Annotated in this window: 15 protein-coding genes; 7 read left to right on the top strand and 8 right to left on the bottom strand. The window is 58.1% G+C overall.

What is annotated here, in order from left to right; genetic code table 11:
- Positions 1 to 36: 36 nt before the first annotated feature.
- The 7 genes from LF252_RS15100 to LF252_RS15070 all read right to left on the bottom strand — a co-directional run bounded on the left by LF252_RS15100 (position 37) and on the right by LF252_RS15070 (position 9,221).
- Positions 37 to 720, bottom strand: a complete 684-nt coding sequence (locus LF252_RS15100) for a hypothetical protein (RefSeq protein ID WP_226270406.1) — start codon at positions 718 to 720, stop codon at positions 37 to 39.
- The gene (locus tag LF252_RS15095) at positions 721 to 2,769 is read right to left on the bottom strand and encodes a hypothetical protein (RefSeq protein WP_226270405.1); all 2,049 of its coding nucleotides are present in this window, start codon (positions 2,767 to 2,769) and stop codon (positions 721 to 723) included. It abuts the gene before it with no gap.
- Positions 2,770 to 3,477, bottom strand: coding sequence for a hypothetical protein (locus LF252_RS15090; protein ID WP_226270404.1), 708 nt, complete (start codon positions 3,475 to 3,477; stop codon positions 2,770 to 2,772). It lies immediately after the preceding gene.
- Between the two features lie 73 nt (positions 3,478 to 3,550).
- The gene (locus LF252_RS15085) at positions 3,551 to 4,102 is read right to left on the bottom strand and encodes a hypothetical protein (RefSeq protein WP_226270403.1); all 552 of its coding nucleotides are present in this window, start codon (positions 4,100 to 4,102) and stop codon (positions 3,551 to 3,553) included.
- An 857-nt stretch (positions 4,103 to 4,959) separates the two neighbouring features.
- Positions 4,960 to 8,064: a DUF6371 domain-containing protein gene (locus LF252_RS15080; RefSeq protein WP_226270402.1), complete on the bottom strand. Its 3,105-nt coding sequence runs from the start codon at positions 8,062 to 8,064 to the stop codon at positions 4,960 to 4,962.
- Positions 8,065 to 8,548: 484 nt separating this feature from the next.
- Positions 8,549 to 8,803: a hypothetical protein gene (locus tag LF252_RS15075; RefSeq protein WP_226270401.1), complete on the bottom strand. Its 255-nt coding sequence runs from the start codon at positions 8,801 to 8,803 to the stop codon at positions 8,549 to 8,551.
- Positions 8,804 to 8,846: 43 nt separating this feature from the next.
- Complete coding sequence (locus LF252_RS15070) at positions 8,847 to 9,221, bottom strand: hypothetical protein (RefSeq protein ID WP_226270400.1); 375 nt, start codon at positions 9,219 to 9,221, stop codon at positions 8,847 to 8,849.
- 71 nt (positions 9,222 to 9,292) lie between these two features.
- On the opposite strand from LF252_RS15070, the gene LF252_RS15065 reads away from it, so the two are divergent.
- From LF252_RS15065 to LF252_RS15045, 5 genes are all read left to right on the top strand, one after another.
- Positions 9,293 to 9,637 carry a hypothetical protein gene (locus LF252_RS15065; RefSeq protein WP_226270399.1) on the top strand — a complete coding sequence of 115 codons (345 nt, stop codon included), beginning with the start codon at positions 9,293 to 9,295 and terminating at the stop codon, positions 9,635 to 9,637.
- Positions 9,634 to 9,879: a hypothetical protein gene (locus LF252_RS15060; protein ID WP_226270398.1), complete on the top strand. Its 246-nt coding sequence runs from the start codon at positions 9,634 to 9,636 to the stop codon at positions 9,877 to 9,879. The genes LF252_RS15065 and LF252_RS15060 overlap by 4 nt, the downstream gene beginning before the upstream one ends.
- 220 nt (positions 9,880 to 10,099) lie before the next feature.
- Positions 10,100 to 11,410 (top strand): site-specific integrase, encoded by a 1,311-nt coding sequence (locus LF252_RS15055; protein ID WP_226270397.1) that lies wholly within the window; start codon positions 10,100 to 10,102, stop codon positions 11,408 to 11,410.
- A gap of 419 nt (positions 11,411 to 11,829) precedes the next feature.
- Positions 11,830 to 12,570 (top strand): hypothetical protein, encoded by a 741-nt coding sequence (locus tag LF252_RS15050; protein ID WP_226270396.1) that lies wholly within the window; start codon positions 11,830 to 11,832, stop codon positions 12,568 to 12,570.
- Positions 12,571 to 12,673: 103 nt separating this feature from the next.
- The gene (locus LF252_RS15045) at positions 12,674 to 13,123 is read left to right on the top strand and encodes a hypothetical protein (RefSeq protein WP_226270395.1); all 450 of its coding nucleotides are present in this window, start codon (positions 12,674 to 12,676) and stop codon (positions 13,121 to 13,123) included.
- A gap of 102 nt (positions 13,124 to 13,225) precedes the next feature.
- Here the strand turns inward: LF252_RS15045 and LF252_RS15040 are convergent, their stop codons facing one another.
- Positions 13,226 to 14,230, bottom strand: a complete 1,005-nt coding sequence (locus LF252_RS15040; RefSeq protein ID WP_226270394.1) for a helix-turn-helix transcriptional regulator — start codon at positions 14,228 to 14,230, stop codon at positions 13,226 to 13,228.
- A gap of 328 nt (positions 14,231 to 14,558) precedes the next feature.
- Between LF252_RS15040 and LF252_RS15035 the strand changes: the two genes are divergently transcribed.
- Together LF252_RS15035 and LF252_RS15030 are read left to right on the top strand one after the other, a co-directional pair.
- Positions 14,559 to 14,972 (top strand): exodeoxyribonuclease X C-terminal domain-containing protein, encoded by a 414-nt coding sequence (locus tag LF252_RS15035; protein WP_226270393.1) that lies wholly within the window; start codon positions 14,559 to 14,561, stop codon positions 14,970 to 14,972.
- Between the two features lie 346 nt (positions 14,973 to 15,318).
- Entirely contained in the window at positions 15,319 to 16,554 is a 1,236-nt protein-coding gene (locus LF252_RS15030) for a reverse transcriptase domain-containing protein (protein WP_226270392.1), read from the top strand.
- Positions 16,555 to 16,567: the final 13 nt, after the last annotated feature.

Below are 16,567 nucleotides of genomic sequence, written 5' to 3'. Positions count from 1 at the left end.
GTGGGCGGGGCACGTGTAGTGCGGAAAAGGAACTGCTTACAGGAAAGAAGTACCGAGCTTGGCGGCGAAATACTGGCGCACCTGCTCAACGTCGGCGTCCGTATCGTTACCCACCACAAAACCGAAGGCGTACCACGCCCCACGTAGCGCACCGTATAGCCCTCCACCATCGGGTGTGCCTCCTAAGTAAAACGGGCTGGTCGCCGTTTTCTGCACCCATTGCCCGCTGGCTTCAATCACACCGTTTACCAGCAGCGTAGCACCGGCACTATTGAGGCGCACCACCAGCAGCCGGAGCTGGTCATCGGGCGGCATAATGTAGTTGCTCATGGTCCCGCCGCTACTATTGTAGAGCACGGCTCCTTCGCTCACCTGCACAATCCAACGGTCAGAAAAGCTGTCAATAAACCGGATGCCCGTACCGCTGCTCTTGCGCACGAGTAGATAAATCGTGTAGTCGGAGGGCACGGCCCGCAGGGTGGAGAGTGAAAACAGTTGTGAGCCGTCGGCCACGTAGCAGGCCCGGCCCTGCGCGTCCACCGTCAGGGAGAAGGCCGTGTTGGCCACGGCATCCTTGCCGTGCCCGCTCTGGTCCAGCCACTGGGTGGACGTGTTGCCGGGACTATCCGCTTCCAGAAACGTCGCAAAGCGGGTTTTATCAATCTGGGCCGTAGCCCCCGGAAAGGCGTTCAGGTCGGCCGTGAGGAATTGCAGGTTCATTTACAGCAGGGTTAGGCCCACCGTGGCCGCATCGGCTGCCACGTTCGGAATGGTCTTGACGTAGAGTTTCACGCCGGCCAGCAACTCACCCGCGCTCAGGCTGGCCAGCAGCGCGTTGACCTGGGCCAGCGTCTGGTCGGGCGAGCCGTACTGGCGGTTGCCTACCCGCGTATTCTTATCCAGCTGGTAGGACAGGCTGGCCGCGTTCTGGTCCAGGGTTTCGCTCTGAATCTGGAGCACTGCCGGTACCGGAACCTCCCGCACCCGCGCGGTGGCGGTGGAGCGAATTTGCAGGTAGGAGGCAAAGCGGGTGTTGCTCTCGGATTTTGTGTAGTAGTTGCTCAGATCTACGTTTGCGCTGCCCCCGCCGCTCTGCACTGGCCGCTCATCGAGCAGCAGCGCCGCCAGAGTCGGAGCTGTCATGTCGGCCCCCGTTTGCAGGTCGGTAAACTCGGCAACCGGCTTGCCGCCACCAGGTGTAACTGTAGTACTGCCCTGCAAGCGGATGGTGTCGGCCTGGTAGGCGGCCCCGGAAAAAATCGGCCCGGAGTCCGATTTCAACGCGCAATCCAGCAAGGAGAGCTTACAGACCTGCGCCTGGTTTACCCCGGCCGGGTAGCGAAACAGGCCCGAGCCGCGGCCGGTGACGGTGCCCACGCCGGTCTGGGACTGCGTGTAGGGCACGTAGGCACCCGTATAGTGCATCCGCAGGCCCTCAAACGTCCATGCATCGTCGCCCTGGGAGTAGTAGCGGTGGCCGAAGCCTAGGAAGAAGTCGACCCAGGCATTGGGCCCACCGGTGCAGTTGACGAGGCGGTACGTGCTGGGCCCGGCTCCCTGCACCAGCAGACAGAGCCGCTTACGCCAGCTCAGGCCGTACACCGTGATTTTCTGCCCCGCCACATCGCCGTTAGGATAGTAGCCGAGGTCGGCAGCCTCCACTACGGCTCCGGCGCAGTAGTAGGTGCCAGGGCGGTAAAACCGCAAAAACGCATGATACCCGCTGATGTAGCAGGCATCGGTTTCTGCCATGCTGTCCAGCGCCGACTGCACATTGGTGTACCGAGTGATATTCCCAGCAGAGTCTATTCGTAGGGCCAGAGGTACGTTGCCAAGGCGTGGGTCGGCATTTCCAACGAATAACCCGCTATTCAGGGCCGCATTCACTGCCTGGCCATCCGTATAGCTGGCTCCACCACTCTGACGTACTAAAGCAATATCGTTCACCAGGTCATAGCGAACCGGCTTCCAGGTCGAGTCGTTCTGAAACTCATAGGCATCATCCAAGGCCAAGGCACGCGCATCAATAGCTTGCAGGCGCACGAAGCCACCGTCGCGGCCGGTTATCTGGTAGAGTACGCCGACCTTAAACGTAGCGGGCACGGCCCCGGTGGTGATATCCAGCGCATCCAGGATGTCCATGCTCACCGGCTCGGCCACCTCTGAGCCCAGCGGCGCGAAGTTGATGTAATTGGGGTCATCGTCCTCACCGGTAGGTTCAGGATTGTATTGCCCCTGCTGGTCGGCTTTAAACTCCAGCAGGCGGGTTTGCCCGTTGGGGAACGTCCATTTCACAATGTCGCCCTTCTTATGGGGCTGATCCTCCAGCAACAGGGTTGGGTACGAGGCAATTTTTTCCTCCTCTGTACCAGACACGCGCACCCAGCGGGCCGGGTAGGTATCCACTTCCTCCGGATTGATGGAGCGGTTGGCTATTACCTCGCCCTGGCTGTGCTCAATGAGCTTGAAGTATACGCTCTCCAGCACAATGCCGGCCCCGGCCTCGGCAGCGCCAGCACCGTTCACGGCCAGTGCCTCCATGCCAATGATCAGCATGCCCTCCGGGATGGTGCCCAGCGCGTCGATGTTGGGGATGCGGTAGAGCCCGCCTCGAATCATGTTGGTCGTTAGCTCCCGTCTGGGCGCAAACGTGTCCATAATATCAGCCTTAAACTCTCGGAAAGTGGCTTCCGTGATGTTCTCGAACTGGTTAGTAGCGAAGCGGGCGTCCCACTTTTGAATAAACTGCTGACGGGTTAACTCTGCCATCTAAGAGGATATGGTTAGTGCGACCCGGAAGCCGCTGGATATAGTCACTGTTTTACCGGCCTCTACGCGGGCTATCAATACGCCTTTGCGGTTGCGGATTTCCACGGTGCCGCCCCCTGCGCCGGCACCCGCGCCGGGAGCCGCATCCACGGCACCGGTGTCCGTGTCCACCGGGAAAGCGCCCTGGTAGTACTGCGCCCGCTGCATCAGTTCGCCCGAGAAGGTGAGGTCGAGCCCGGCGCGGCTGCTGGGGTTGCTGCCCTCGCTGCCGGCCCGGAACGTCAGGAACGACTCGCGGCTGCCAACCAGCCGCAGCCGGCCGCTGGCCTCACGCAGCATAACCAAGCAGCGCCGGTTATCCATCGTCTCCACCACGGCCAGCTCATCTGCGCCCAGGGCCCGCAGCGCCGACACCTTAGTGGTATAGGCAGTGGCCCCCTTCAACTGCTTCGGGGCTTCGTCGAACTTGATGGTAGCCTGGGTCACGCGCAGCGGAAGCCAGGCGGCTCCGGGGCGTAGGGCCAGGCTTTTCGTAATCACCGAACCATTCATTACCGGGTCGGCCAGTAGGTCTTCTACCGGCAGCCAGAACAAACCAGTGTAGCCGGCCAGGTCGGTACCAGCCGGCGAAGCCAGGGGCCGAGGCGTGAACGGAGCCGGCGCAAACCGCGAGTCCGTCAACAGTGAATCGGTGATAGAATCAGGCACAACAGATAGGGACAAAAATCAATTTTGAAGGGACAAACGGTGGAGTAGTTTTTGGCCCTTTTTTAAGAAATATTCAGGTACACTGGCACCGTACCATCGGGGTCGGTACGGGCGGCAGCTTCAGCAGCTGATTCTTGAGCACACGCACGGCTTTGAGCGGAGCCACCCGCACCGTCTTGGTGCGCGTCCGGTCTTCGCGGCGCTGACGCTGGTAGCTCTTCTTCACGGCATCGAACGACTTATCCGAATCGGTGAAGTCGTACTTGGCCCGCCACTCGTTGATGGAGTCATGGAGGCCCTGGCCGTTGTCGACGTTGGTGGCCACCTGGCCGTACATCTCCTTCATCATCACCTCGTCGACGTACTTGCCAAACAGGTAGATGGTGCCGGTGGTGAAGCTGCGCAGGCCCCACTTCTGCGCCGGATAGCCAGTCGTGTCAAAGTGAAACTTCGCCGTGTACTCGGCCATGCTGCTCTCCTTGCGCTTATCGACGAGGGGCCGGCGCAGCAGGCACAGCAGCATAATGCCAAACTGGTCGCCCAGGCTGAGGTGGTAATTCTCGCCGAGGTGAACCGATAAGTACTTTAGAACATGGGGCCGGACGGGTATCTGGAGGCTGCTCACAGGCTGAATGGCTTAGTATAAACAAACGTACAGCCAGGCCCAGCCGGGCAAAAGGACGGATTCGTGCGCCAGAGCATAAGAAGGTAAAACGGTAGAGGTAGACCCAATTCAAGCGATACTAATTCGTAAACAAGGTGTGCAATAATCTTCGATTGTTTACAAAAATGTATCAGCAACAATTCCACCAATGTTTCACCGAGGCTAATTATTGTATTGCGGTAAGATGAAGCTCCCACGCGCAGCGTCTCGGGTGACAGCACTCGATACAGCGAAATTCCGAAGCTGTATGCTGCGGGAGCTAAAAAGTCCGAAAACACCGACCTACACGACCTACAGCAACCTACAACGGTTAAAACGTCGATTCTAGATTGTTTTGAGGGTTTGTGGTGTAGGTTGTTTGTAGGTCGGAGCCCGATTTTGTAGGCCGTTGTAGGTTGAGCCCAAAACTGCCGACCTACACCGACCTACACCGACCTACACATTTTTGAGCCTGTTGCCACCTTCTGAATACTGTAAAACCTACTTTGAAGGAAATAGAAAGGCTTTTTACAAATATGTATCACCGTGTAGGTTTGTAGGTCGGTGTAGGTCGGCTTTTTGAAGGGTGCGGCATGAAATCAGTCTGGTTTACTCTCATTGTCTCTAAACGCGCCCGCCAGCGCCCGCGCCCGCACCCGCGCCCTCTTTGTACTTTCCGAAGCACCTGCGCCCGATGTGGGCCACACGATGGGACACGAAAAAGGGCAGCGCGTGTGCGCTGCCCTCGTGACCAGGTGTCCCGCCTGGTTAATCGATCCGGCCGCTACTCCGAATCAGAAAATGTGTGCCGATGTGCCGACCTACTGCAACCTCCAAACCTACTCGCCATCGGTCGCGTCGGCTGCCGTGGTAATGTTGGCGTACACGCTGCTGCTGAGGTCGATACCAAGTTCGGTAAAATTAAAGCCATAGCAGCTGGTGGGGTTGGTTTTGATAGATGTAGCCCCAGGCATTGGTACGGCGCTGGGCATATCGAAGCGCAGGTTCTTCATGCCCACGTAGGCTGGGTCGTTCTTTAGGTAGTAGTCCAGCGTTGTTTTGTCCAGGCCCGGTACGTTGTACTGGTTGCGGTGTTGCTGCATGTAGGGTGGGTGTACGTTGCCCAGGCGCAGGTAGAGGTTGCCTTTGTGGAATTTGTAGTCCACGCCCTCCACCACCAGGGCCGTGGGCTTGTGGCTGACCATCCCCACGAACACGTCCCAAAAGCGGCGGCTGTCGGTGCTCAGGCTGATCTGCTTCTGCTGCCGGCGAATAATCTCCAGCGCCATCTCGTAGAGCTCGTCGACGGTAAAAGGGAAGCGCAGCAGGTTATCTTCCAGCAGGTAGAGCGTAGGCGTAAGGATGGTGGCCATGTTCTGAATCATACGGTCTTCCACCTGCTCGTTCTCCAGCTGCTTCCGCAGGTTGTCGCGCACTACCTTGAAAAAGGGTTTGTAGTACTCCACGATACCCTCGCGGTGGCGCAGCACTTCCAGCGTGATGCTGGTCAGGCTTTTCTCCTGCATTTTCTTCAGCTTATCGAAGCTCTCGTAGTCGCGGCCTTTGTCCAGGAACTCCAGCAGGATGGTACGCGTGAACAGGGCGTTATCGATGTTGGGCATGTCCTGGCCGCTGATCCACACCGCCGAGCGGGGCTTGGTCACCTTCGTCTGGTTGTCGTTCGACTTCACACCGGTGGTGCGGCCAAACCCGTCGTAAAAGCCCTTCAGCATGCCCACCGTCTTTTTGTCGACGCTGTTCTTGTACTCGTCGAGCATCACGATGCTGTTGGTGAAGTTGGCCAGCGTCCGGATAACCCCGATAACTGTGCTGGGGTTCTCCAGTGAAATGGAGTCCTGGGGCGTACCGAACAGGTGCTTGAAGCTGTCGGCAAATACCGACTTACCCGACTGGCGCTGGCCGAAGGCGTAGAGCATGGGGAAGCTCTGGTGGGCTTCGAAGATATGGTCGCGGAACAGGGACGCAATGTAGAAGCACATGCCCATCACGCCGTTGGTGCCATACACCCGCTTGATCAGGTCGGCCCAGCCCTCGAATTTCACCGAGCTTTCCTTATGGCTGAACTTCTTTTCGTTGACGTAGGCATGATCGTCCTCGTTGATACCACTGAAAAACGGCAGGAAGTAGTTGAAGCCGTTGTGCTCCACGATGCCGTACTCGTCGGTTTTCGTCCACTTACTGTTGAAGATGCCGTTGCTGAAGGCGTAGAACTTGCCCCGCTCGTGCCAGCCCAGCGTGTTGATTTCGGTGGTAACCTTCTCCTCCCGGAACAGCTTTTTCTTCAGGCGGGTCAAATCCACCTCGTTGCCCTCGAATACGAAGTTGCCCACCGATTCCACGTACTTTTTAAAGGCGCCCAACCCGACAAATGCGTCGGTAGGCAGGTCGAGGGTGGTGGTATACCCGAACTGGTTTTTCAGCTCTACGATACGCTTGGGGTTGTCCTTGCTCTTTACCAGATACAGTACCTTGATGGTAAAGCCGCACACCATGCGCGGTACCCCGTCCTTAATGCTGTAGTAGCAGTTATCCTGCTCGTAAAAGCCGTGCTGGAAGTAATCCTCGGGGCTTACGCCCTTGGGTAGCACCTTCATCAGTTGCTCCTCCTCACTGGCCTCTTCCTTCAGGCTGGATATGGAGATGTTGTAGTGCTTGCCGATAGCGAAGAACTTAGCCGGCGATGTGCACACGGCCAGCTCCAGGGCCTCGTCGAATAATTCGTCAACGTCGCTCTTGGAGTAGCTCTTCTCCGGCCGGGCCAGGCGGTGCAGCAGCTCGCGGCCGTGCTCCCGGAAGATGGCCAGGCTGTTGGCTGTATTGGTCCAGTCCTCGTCGTTCTTGCCAATCCAGATGCCGCGGCGCTCAAATTCCTCCACGAACAGCGTGGCCTTCCACCAGTAGTCCTTCATGGCCACCGACCAGTTGTCCACGTCGGGCGGCAGCGTGGGCATTTCCTTTTGGCGGGTTTTCTTGCCCTTGGACTCCTCTTTGGGCTTGGCCGGGGCCACGATATCAGGGCGCACCCCGTCGCGCAGTGCGTCGGCTATATCGTAGCCATCGTGGCGCTCCGGAAACAGGTCGATAACGACGAAGTCCAGCTTGTAGGCTTTGAGCTTGCGTAAGCTGCTGTTGGAGCGGCCCCCCTCGGTGAGCACCGGCTTGCCGTTGCGCATCTCCGGTTGCCCGTCTTTTATGCGGGGCTGTAGCCCGTCCGCATCCGCCAGCCACCAGATGGGGCGGTTGTACAGGGCGTGGATCTTCTCGTCGGTGATGCCGTTGGCCGCACCGCAGGCCACCCAGTCCAGGTGCGGGTAGAAGAAGGAAGCCAGCACCGCCGATTTCTCCGATTCCACCACGCAGATGGGACGTTCGGGGTTGTCGTGGCGTATCAGGTGCTCCCCATACAAACAGAAGCCGTATTTGGCCGATTTCTTTTTTTCCTCGTCGGTGGAGGCGAAGGAGTACGGCTGGGTGAGCTTGTCGCGCTTACCCTCCTCGGTGTACTTGAACCATTTGGCGTTTACCAGCTGGCGCTCGGCATTCAGGTGCAGGAACACCGTCCGGTCACGGTCAGTGGCCACGGCCCACTTTTCGAGGTGCTCGTTGGGAATGGTCAGGCTACGGGCGTAGCGGTGCAGGTTGCTGCCGTAATCCTTGGTTTTGGCCAGCAGCGCTTCGGCCACGTCGGCAGCGGGCCGCAGGGTGATAGTTTCAGTCGCATCGTTGGCCTCACCGGAGCGGGTGAACAGCTCCCCGCTGGGGCGGTGGTCGTAACCGCATTTAGCCTGCCGGTCACAGATGCCGAATTGTTCGTCGAGGCGGTTGCCTTCTTCATCCTGGAAGAAGCGGAACACTTTCTTCTGGTTGCAGCTCGGGCAGGTGCCTTTGGGTTTGGGGTGCTTTTCGAGAGAGTAACGGGACATGGGACATGAGGCGGAAAAGGCGAATCAGCCACTGAGCATGTAGCGGTGCTCAGCGTTGAAGCATATCAGAAGGGTACTGTCAAAAGCCTAGTTGAGGAAGTGAAGCATGGCCTTTGCCGTATCTGGCTCGTAGCCGATTGTCAGCCGCATCGTGCTTCAGGTGGCAGGCTTGACATAGTAAGGCTAGGCGGTCATCGGTAACCTGCCAGTTGTACTCATCGTGGTCTAAGTGCGCCACCGTAAGCACAATGCGGATCATCGGTGGTGCCAACGGCTGCGGGGCGAGTTGAAAGAGCTGGCCAGCTCCGGCGAGGATAGGGGGTGTTCCGGGGTGGAAGATGCCAGCTACATCACGCCAGCCATATTGCCAGGCTCTAGCCCTACACCACTCGCATCGGGAGCGGGCCCGGAGCCGGATGCGGGGCACTATTTCAGTTTTCCAGTTGGGCGGGTACTTCTTGTAGTCGATGGGCATGAAACCGCTTTAGGCTGCCATCCAGGAAGGAAGGTCTATTTCCTTCGCAACTAATTCTTCTAATGCAGTGCGGAGAGCGAGACAATGATGCTTGTACCCTGCATATAGGTATTCCCAGGAATCAACTAAGCCCTGTTCGACATAGAGTAGCTTGCGTTCCGTCAACTGGAGCATCTGGTGCGTTGTAACATGAATTGCATTCACCAGAATGTCTACCTGTAACTCGAAGGAATACCCTTGCAGCAGTTGTAATAATGGATGCATGGCAGAATCAGCTTAATGAGCAGGGATGGAATCGATTTGTTCGTTAGACTAGCTTCTGAATGCTCTCCTGGAAATCTTGCTTCAGTTGCTCTGCTTTCTGCTTGTTCGCCGCAGCCAGCTTGATGATGGCATGTGTGATTTGATCCGTTGGGTTCATCAGCCGGATTTTCCGGAAGTAAGTAGCGCGGCTAATGCTGAACTCAGTACAGATTTTTTCCAGGTCATCTCGCGTAAGGTTTTGACGCAGGGCTTCAGCCTGTTGACGAAGAGTTGGCGGTTGCACCGAGGATGATTTGCTAGTGTGTTTTGATTGTCCCATTTCTTCTTGGCTTAGTCCTTGTAATACGTTTTTGTATCTATTAGAGACTGTTTTGATACAAATATGTATCAAAAGATGGTGCACGCAAATCAAAATCATAAAAAGTATGGAAAACAATTACCCACATGCACTTTCCAATTTTGTCTCACAATGAGACTAAAGCGTCACGCATGGCACATCGCGGCGAAATAGTGCAGAAGGCGGTAGGGAAAAGCGGGGTGAAGCTGACCAAGCTTCACACGAGCCTCGGTATAAGTCGGCCTACTCTGTATCGTCGATTCGAAGACCCCAACCTGGATTTCGACTTCATCCAAGAAGTGGGTAGAATCATCATGCACGACTTCAGCGAGGACTTCAAAGAACTGAAGCGGCCAGTGGTAGTGGAGGAATCTATTGGAGCTTACCAGTTGGATAGTCTTGAGGACTGCAAAAACAAGCTGCTACACGTTTATGGCTTGTACACGGATATTTTGCAGAAGTACAATGACTTACTCCTCAAAAGAGCTGGCCAATGAAACGTGCTGTAGTCGATACTTTCTGCAAAGCAGTAGAGCAGGAGGATATCCTGCTGTTCTCAAATGACGAGCAGTGGTTAGAGCCAGTATTCGAACCGGGCCAGCCAGTCCCGGCCTTCACGGCTTTTATCTGGAATAAGGGGCTTGACGACTGGTTTGTAGAAACAGGAACGGCCCTTGACGGGCCGACTCTGGAGCTATTGGTAAGTAAGATGACGACGCGACAGCTGACAAATGTTTAACATTTGTTTACCACGAGGTCTGTAAGTAATTGATAATAAGGGTAGTCATGTACCTCCGTCTCTGGTACAAGTACTTACAACCGGAAGACCCGGAAAATGCCTTCTCAAGTAGCAGAAGGGGTTTTCCGGGTTTTTTGCGTTCAGGGCAATTGGACCTCTGCAACGCGAAATGTGGACTGTGCAATGGGAGTCACGCCCCCTCTTACGCCCCCCTTTCCGGATGAACACGCAATTCATTCTTCGCAAAGACAAGCAGGACAGCGCCGGCCGCTGTCCGGTACACCTCATCGCCTATTTCAACGGCGTGCGCCTCAAATACGCCACCGGCGAGAAGTGTAAGCCCGCCGAGTGGAACGCCGACAAACAGAAGTTCCGCTCTGCCTATCCGCTGGCCGAAGAGGCCAACTTGTACCTGGCCCGACTGACGACGGATGCCTTGGCCTGGTGGCGTAAGCTGCGGGCCTCGGGCGAGACGCCCACCGTGGAAGGTTTGAAGGCTGCCTTGCGGCCAGCCGTGGAGCCGGCCGAGCAAGAAGAGAAGCCGCAATCGGTGATGGGCATTTTTGATGAGCACTGGCAGTCGCTGCAGGCGCGGGGGTACGTACACCACACCTTGCGGCAGCGCAAGATGCTGGGCTCGTGGCTGAGTGCTTATGAGCAGGACCGGGGCGAGCTGCTTAACCCCTGTACGTACGACCTGGCGACGCATGACCGGGTGCTGGGCTACCTGCGCTTTCAGCGCAACCTGGCTCAGAATACGGTGGCCTCCTTTGTTCGTGGATTGAAAGTTTTTCTGCGCTGGTGCCGGGAAGAGCGGGGGCTAGCCGTGGGTGTGGAGCTGCGCAAGCTGCAGGGGCGGCACGCCGACGTGCTGAAGATGTGGCTGACGGCTGACAACCTCACGGCCCTGGCCGCGGCCGAGCTGCCGGAGTACCTGACGCGGGTGCGGGACGTGCTGTTGTTCTGCTGCTATACGGGGCTGCGCTACTCGGACGTATTCGCCCTGCAGCGCGGCAACCTGCATCAGTGGGACGGGGGCCTGATCCTGCGGCTGGTGCAGACCAAGACCCGCACCGGTGTGAGTATCTACCTGACCGAAGCGGCGCGGGCCATCCTAGATAAGTACGCCGACCCCGGGCGGGTACGCCTGCTGCCGGTGCTGGCTAACCAGGTAATGAACCGCTACCTAAAGCGCGTGGGCAAAGCAGCCGGGCTGACGGATGAAGTAGTTGTTACTACTGTGGTAGGCGGGGAAGTGCTGAAAAAGTCGGTGCCGCGCTACGAACTGCTGACCAGCCACACGGCCCGGCACACCTTCGCCACGCAGAGCCTCTTGCGCGGGATGCCGGTGGAGGTGCTGCAAAAGGTAATGGGGCACGCCAAGATTCAAACCACGCTGGTGTATGCCAAGGTGGTGGAAGAGCTGCAGCACCAAACCATGCGCCGCATCTGGGAAGGTCAGGGAGCGGCCACGGACAACGCGGGGGCGCGGGCCAGCCAAATCTGCGCGGCGGAACCGTTGGCCGCCTGAACGTATCTCTCAGCTAGGAAAAAAAGGCCCGCCATGTTGGTGGGCCTTTTTGTTAGGTGGCGCACCATGTCAAGTGGCCAGCTAACCGGGCCAGGAGAGGAGCGTTGGTCATACCTCAGCCATACTGAAGCCATACTTGAGCCATACTTGAGCCATACTCTAACCGGTACCTACAGCTAGCTCGCTGAGAAAATGTGCAGGCCTGTTGGCGTGGCATCTAACCACATTTAGTTTATAAAAAGAATATATTTCTCATATTTGAATAGTATTTGGTTTCTTTATGTGAGTGCTAGCCAGATCTGCTTTTGAGAAAGGGCACCTGAAACGAAATCGAGCGGCATTACTGGGGTGGCTGCACTTAGTAGGGGCCGGTAGTGAAAGCAGCCAGCAACTCATTTTTCACCCTTACCCCTACCACTATGGCACGTCAGACCGGCGTAATCCAGATCAGTGGCACCGTGGGCGGCGTCGTTTTTGCGAAGGACGGCACGGTGCGCCAAAAACAGGGCTCGAACAAGAGCCAATTCAACTCGTCCGCCTCGATGCAGCGCGTACGGGAAAACGCCAGCGAATTCAGCACGGCGGCCAAGGCCGGCAAGCTGGTGCGGGACGCCTTGCGTCGCGTGGTGGTGCTGGCCTCCGACCGTCTGATGGTGTCGCGCCTGGCCCAGAAGATGAAGGAAATCCTCAACATGGATGAGGACAGCGACCGTGGCGGCCGGCAGATTCTGCCGGAGAACCTGCCGGCGCTGGTGGGCTTCGACTTCAATGCGGGCTCGGCCTTCTCGAGCACCTATTATGGCAGCGTGCAGGCCACGCTGGACCGGGCCACCGGCAATCACACGGTGGAGCTGGGCGAGTTGAACCCGTCGCGGGACGTGGCCGCGCCCCAGGGCGCTACCCACTACCGCATCACGGCGGCCGTGGGCGCCATCAACTTCGAGACGGGCACGGTAGCCAGCGCCGAGGCCAGCACCGTGGAGCTGCCGCTGAGCAACGGCGTGCGGCCGGCCGAGGCGCTGCAGCTCGTGCGTGCCGCCGCGGCCGATGAGGCGCTGGTGGTGGCCGTGGGCGTGGATTTCTTCCAGCAGCTCAACGGCAAGTTCTACCCGCTCAACAGCAACGCCTACAACGCCCTGAGCGTGGTGGCCGTGAGCTAATGTAGACCGAAGACGGTGAGCAGTACAGTAGGCGTCATGGCCTTCTACTGCTCACCGACTTTTGTCTCCGTTCTCATCTCTAACATCTCACATCTTAAAACAGATGGCAACTCTAACTGCTTATCAACGCCAATTTCGCACCCGCATGAAGCGGGCTATTCGAATGCGGGCCTCGGCTGATGCGAAGGCCCGGCGCTACGCGCAAAAGCTCGTTGATGCGCTGGGCGTGGCGGATGACGCCGCCGCCCAGATGAACGCGCTGAATCAGCTCTACAACGTGGACGTGAGCACGCAAACGATACTGGTACACGACCTGCAGCAACTCGTCACGCCGGCGCAGCTTACGGCCGCGCTGGCCGGGAGCACGCCGGGCGAGGAGCTGGTGATTTTCAACCAGATTCCCGATGGCAACGGCGGTCAGCCGCTCTCAACAGACCCGCTGTTTGGCGAAGTAGCGGCAGGTACCCCGATTGTTATCGTGGTGCCCAGTCCGCCGCAGGTAGTTGACAACATTTCTCCGCAGGCTCAGGCACCAGAGCAGATGGATGGGTAGCGGCTCTGGATGTTCCACTCGTCAACGAAACGGCCAGCCTCGTTATGAGGCTGGCCGTTTCTGTTTTTGGTGGGAAAATCTATAAATAGATGAAAATTGACCTTAGTAGCGGGTCAGGGCGGAGCGCAGGCGGTCGTAGAGGCGGGTGCGCAGGGCAGCGGGGGCCAGGACTTCCACGTCTTCCCCGAAGGCCAGGAGTTGGGTTTCCAGCTCTCGGTTAAGACGGAGGCGTAAGCGCAGCTCCAAGGTTTCTCCATCCTGAAGCATTATCTGCTGGCTGGGATGCAGGGGCTTGGTGCGCACGTACTGGCCACGGTCGTGGTAAAAGCGCAGGTGGACGTCCTGCACCGGCTCCTCGGGAGAGAATGAAACGCCAATGATTTCGGCGAAGCGGGCGGTCAGGTCGGTGGCGGGGGGCTGGAAGGTCGGAGCAGCGGCGGATTCTACGGCCAGAATCCGGTCGAGGGCGAAATTGCTGATGCCGGGCCGGCCGGAGGCCAGCCCGATCAAAAACCAGCGGTGGTTGTACTGCTTCAGCAGGTAGGGGTGCACCGTTTCCTGCCAACTACGGGCTGCGTCGAAGGATTGGTAGGTAAGCTGCAGTACCTGGCGGTGGTGAATGGCTCGGTGCAGGCTCTGCAGGTGCTGCGTGCCGGTGTAGGCGGGTACCTGCTCGAACTCGAGGGCCGGGGTGGTGGCGGGGCGTTCCTGGCGCAGGTTTTTCTTCACGCGGCGCACCATCTTGTCGAGCGGTTCATTCAGGCCTAGGCCCTGAAACTGCTGCAGTACCAGCAGCACCTGCTGCAGTACCTCGGTTTCTTCGGCGGTGACTGGGCTTAGGAAGTATTTGAAGTTCGGGTCTTCGTAATAGTAGCCGTCGGCGTCGCAGACGATGGGAGCGGGTTCTTCGCCGCCGATGCCGTTGCGCATGTTGCGGATGTCTTCGGCCAGGGTGCGCGGACTGACGCTCTGGGCAGTTCGGGACTCCTCGCGCAGGGCAGCACTGAGCTCTTCGATCAGCTCCTCCTTGGACCAGGGGCCGTGGTGCCGGCGTTGGAAGCACCGGTCAAGCGTGCGGTAGCGGATGAGCTGATTACTGATAGACATAAAAAAATGGAAAGATTTTTTTCCGATGCAGCAATCCTGCATTGGCGGGGCGGAAGTTTGTCGCAACGATACACAAAACCCCGTGCCAATGCCGCAAAACCAGCCCGTTGCCGCCGCCCATAACCTGTCATTTGTTCGCAGCATCACCTGTCCGCGCTGCCAGGGGCGGGGTCGGCTGCCGGAGTTTCGGCACGTGGAAGCTGGGGTGTGCTTCCGCTGCCGCGGGGCGCGGGTGGTTCTGATCCAGGGATAATTTTTCAGCGATGCAGCAATCTTGCAGCGGGCCGGCCGTGCTTTGCTTCACTCTCCTTCCACGTAGCTGACGACTATGCGCTTCTATACCCTCGATACCGTATTCACCTTCGGCCGTCATCAGGGGCAGACGGTGAGCCAGGTGCTGACCGAAAACCCCGGCTACCTCAATTTCTGCGTGCAGGTGCTCGACCACTTTGCTCTGCAACGGGCCGATGTGGAAGCCTGGCAGCAGCAGTTTCCGAAGCTGCGCGAACAGATGACCGATGCTGCTTGGCAGAAGCTGGACGAGAAGGAGCACCGGCTGCAGGCTGAGTTGGCGCGGGAACAGGAAGCGGAGGACGACTACGATTCCTACGACTCGGGCGACTACTACAGCCAGGATGACGCCGACCGGGACACGTTCGACGCGCTGACCGATGGGCAGTACGGCGACTACGACGACTTCAACGGCGACTTTGACTCGCTTCGCGACGCCATGGGATACTAGGTTTTCCCACTGGCAGTAGCATCTTTGCGGCACCAGATCCGCTATGCATTATCAGGCTTGCCCAGTAGGGGCAGCCGTTACGCTCTTTGAAAGTACCTGCAACCGGGTTTTTTACCTCGTACGGCGCTGGGCCGTGCACGTCACCCGCTGCTTCGGCGGTGGGCCCAATGGCAATCATAACCGGCTCATCAGTTGATTTTATTGATTAATTGATTTGAGTTGATTATTGATTTGATTATTGGTTGTCTGCTCTTAATTGAGTTTTTGTTTGATCTTTTTGTATCAGACTTAGAAGAACACCGCCAGGTATTTTCATTGGGCTTTATTCTGTTCGTTTTCTATTTCCATGGCCGAAACGCCTGACCAACTCCCCCCTACGCCCAACGAGAACGAGCCCGCCGCCGGTGCCCCAGCTGATCAGCCGGGTGAGCCGCTGGCTGGCTTTATCGTTACGGACGACAAACTACAGCCGGCGCTGCCGGCGGCCACGGAGCTGGCGGAACTGGCGGAGCATTTTCGGGCAGTAACGGATGCTACCTCCCTGGCGCTGGTGCTGAACTCGGCGCTGGAGCTGCACCGGAAGCGGCACCCCAAAGGGCGCACCAAGACGGTGGCGCCGGGGCTGCTGCTGTACTACGCCCACCACAAAAAGGAACGGTACCGCACGTTTCAGGTGCCCAAGCGCACCCGCGGACAGTTCCGCGACATCAAGGCGCCTGAACACGGCCTGCTGCGTATTCAGCGGCTGCTGCTGCTGTGCCTCACGGCCACGTTTACGACCTGCGACGAGGCCGCCCACGGCTTCGTGCCCGGCCGGAACGTGCTAACGAACGCCCAGCCCCACGCCGGCCGCCGCTTCGTGCTGAACCTGGACCTGAAGGACTTTTTCTCGAGTACGCGGGTGGGCCGGGTGCTGAAGGTGCTGCAACTGGCACCCTTCAACCTGCCCAAGGAGGCGGCGCACCTGATTGCCAACCTGTGCTGCGACCAGGGCAGCCTGCCGCAGGGCGCGCCTACGTCGCCTTTGCTCACGAACGTGGTGTGCGTGTGGCTGGACCGCAAACTACGCGCCCTAGCTAAAAAACACCGTTGCCGCTACACGCGCTACGCCGATGACATTACCTTCTCAAGTCAGCGGCCGGCCTTCACGCCCGCTTTCCACGCCGAGCTGAACGCTGTACTAGCTGATGAGGGATACGAGCAGAACCCAGCTAAACAGCGCCTGCAGACGCCCGAAACCCGCCAGGAGGTAACCGGGGTGGTAGTAAACGAGCGGCCGAACGTGCCGCGGGAGTTCGTGCAGGATATTCGCTTTCTGTTGCACGTGTGGCAGAAGCATGGCTATGTAGAGGCGTCAAAGGCAATGACCCGGAAATACGGTAGTAGCAAAGCGCACGCTCGATACAAGGGTAGCACTCCTAAGTTGGAGAAAGTGCTGGCTGGGAAGATTGCGTATCTGGGCATGGTGAGAGGCAAAGAGGATGTGGCGTTTGAACAATTTGCGCATAGCTTAGTGACCTTAAGTTCTCCAGAATATAGAGAAATTGAAATGCTGATTTCGATTCTGAGCAGAATAGGATAACACTAGATGTTTT

It is taken from the genome of Hymenobacter pini, from assembly GCF_020421205.1.
GTDB lineage: Bacteria > Bacteroidota > Bacteroidia > Cytophagales > Hymenobacteraceae > Hymenobacter > Hymenobacter pini.
The sequence above is the reverse complement of the archived record's forward strand: the minus strand, read 5'-3'. Positions and strand labels throughout refer to the sequence as shown.

What these genes read in the sequence shown, in the direction of transcription:
- LF252_RS15100 (WP_226270406.1), bottom strand. Translation starts at nt 720, where the DNA reads ATGAACCTGCAATTCCTCACGGCCGACCTGAACGCCTTTCCGGGGGCT.
- LF252_RS15095 (WP_226270405.1), bottom strand. Translation starts at nt 2,769, where the DNA reads ATGGCAGAGTTAACCCGTCAGCAGTTTATTCAAAAGTGGGACGCCCGC.
- LF252_RS15080 (WP_226270402.1), bottom strand. Translation starts at nt 8,064, where the DNA reads ATGTCCCGTTACTCTCTCGAAAAGCACCCCAAACCCAAAGGCACCTGC.
- LF252_RS15075 (WP_226270401.1), bottom strand. Translation starts at nt 8,803, where the DNA reads ATGCATCCATTATTACAACTGCTGCAAGGGTATTCCTTCGAGTTACAG.
- LF252_RS15070 (WP_226270400.1), bottom strand. Translation starts at nt 9,221, where the DNA reads ATGATTTTGATTTGCGTGCACCATCTTTTGATACATATTTGTATCAAA.
- LF252_RS15065 (WP_226270399.1), top strand. Translation starts at nt 9,293, where the DNA reads ATGGCACATCGCGGCGAAATAGTGCAGAAGGCGGTAGGGAAAAGCGGG.
- LF252_RS15060 (WP_226270398.1), top strand. Translation starts at nt 9,634, where the DNA reads ATGAAACGTGCTGTAGTCGATACTTTCTGCAAAGCAGTAGAGCAGGAG.
- LF252_RS15055 (WP_226270397.1), top strand. Translation starts at nt 10,100, where the DNA reads ATGAACACGCAATTCATTCTTCGCAAAGACAAGCAGGACAGCGCCGGC.
- LF252_RS15050 (WP_226270396.1), top strand. Translation starts at nt 11,830, where the DNA reads ATGGCACGTCAGACCGGCGTAATCCAGATCAGTGGCACCGTGGGCGGC.
- LF252_RS15045 (WP_226270395.1), top strand. Translation starts at nt 12,674, where the DNA reads ATGGCAACTCTAACTGCTTATCAACGCCAATTTCGCACCCGCATGAAG.
- LF252_RS15040 (WP_226270394.1), bottom strand. Translation starts at nt 14,230, where the DNA reads ATGTCTATCAGTAATCAGCTCATCCGCTACCGCACGCTTGACCGGTGC.
- LF252_RS15035 (WP_226270393.1), top strand. Translation starts at nt 14,559, where the DNA reads ATGCGCTTCTATACCCTCGATACCGTATTCACCTTCGGCCGTCATCAG.
- LF252_RS15030 (WP_226270392.1), top strand. Translation starts at nt 15,319, where the DNA reads ATGGCCGAAACGCCTGACCAACTCCCCCCTACGCCCAACGAGAACGAG.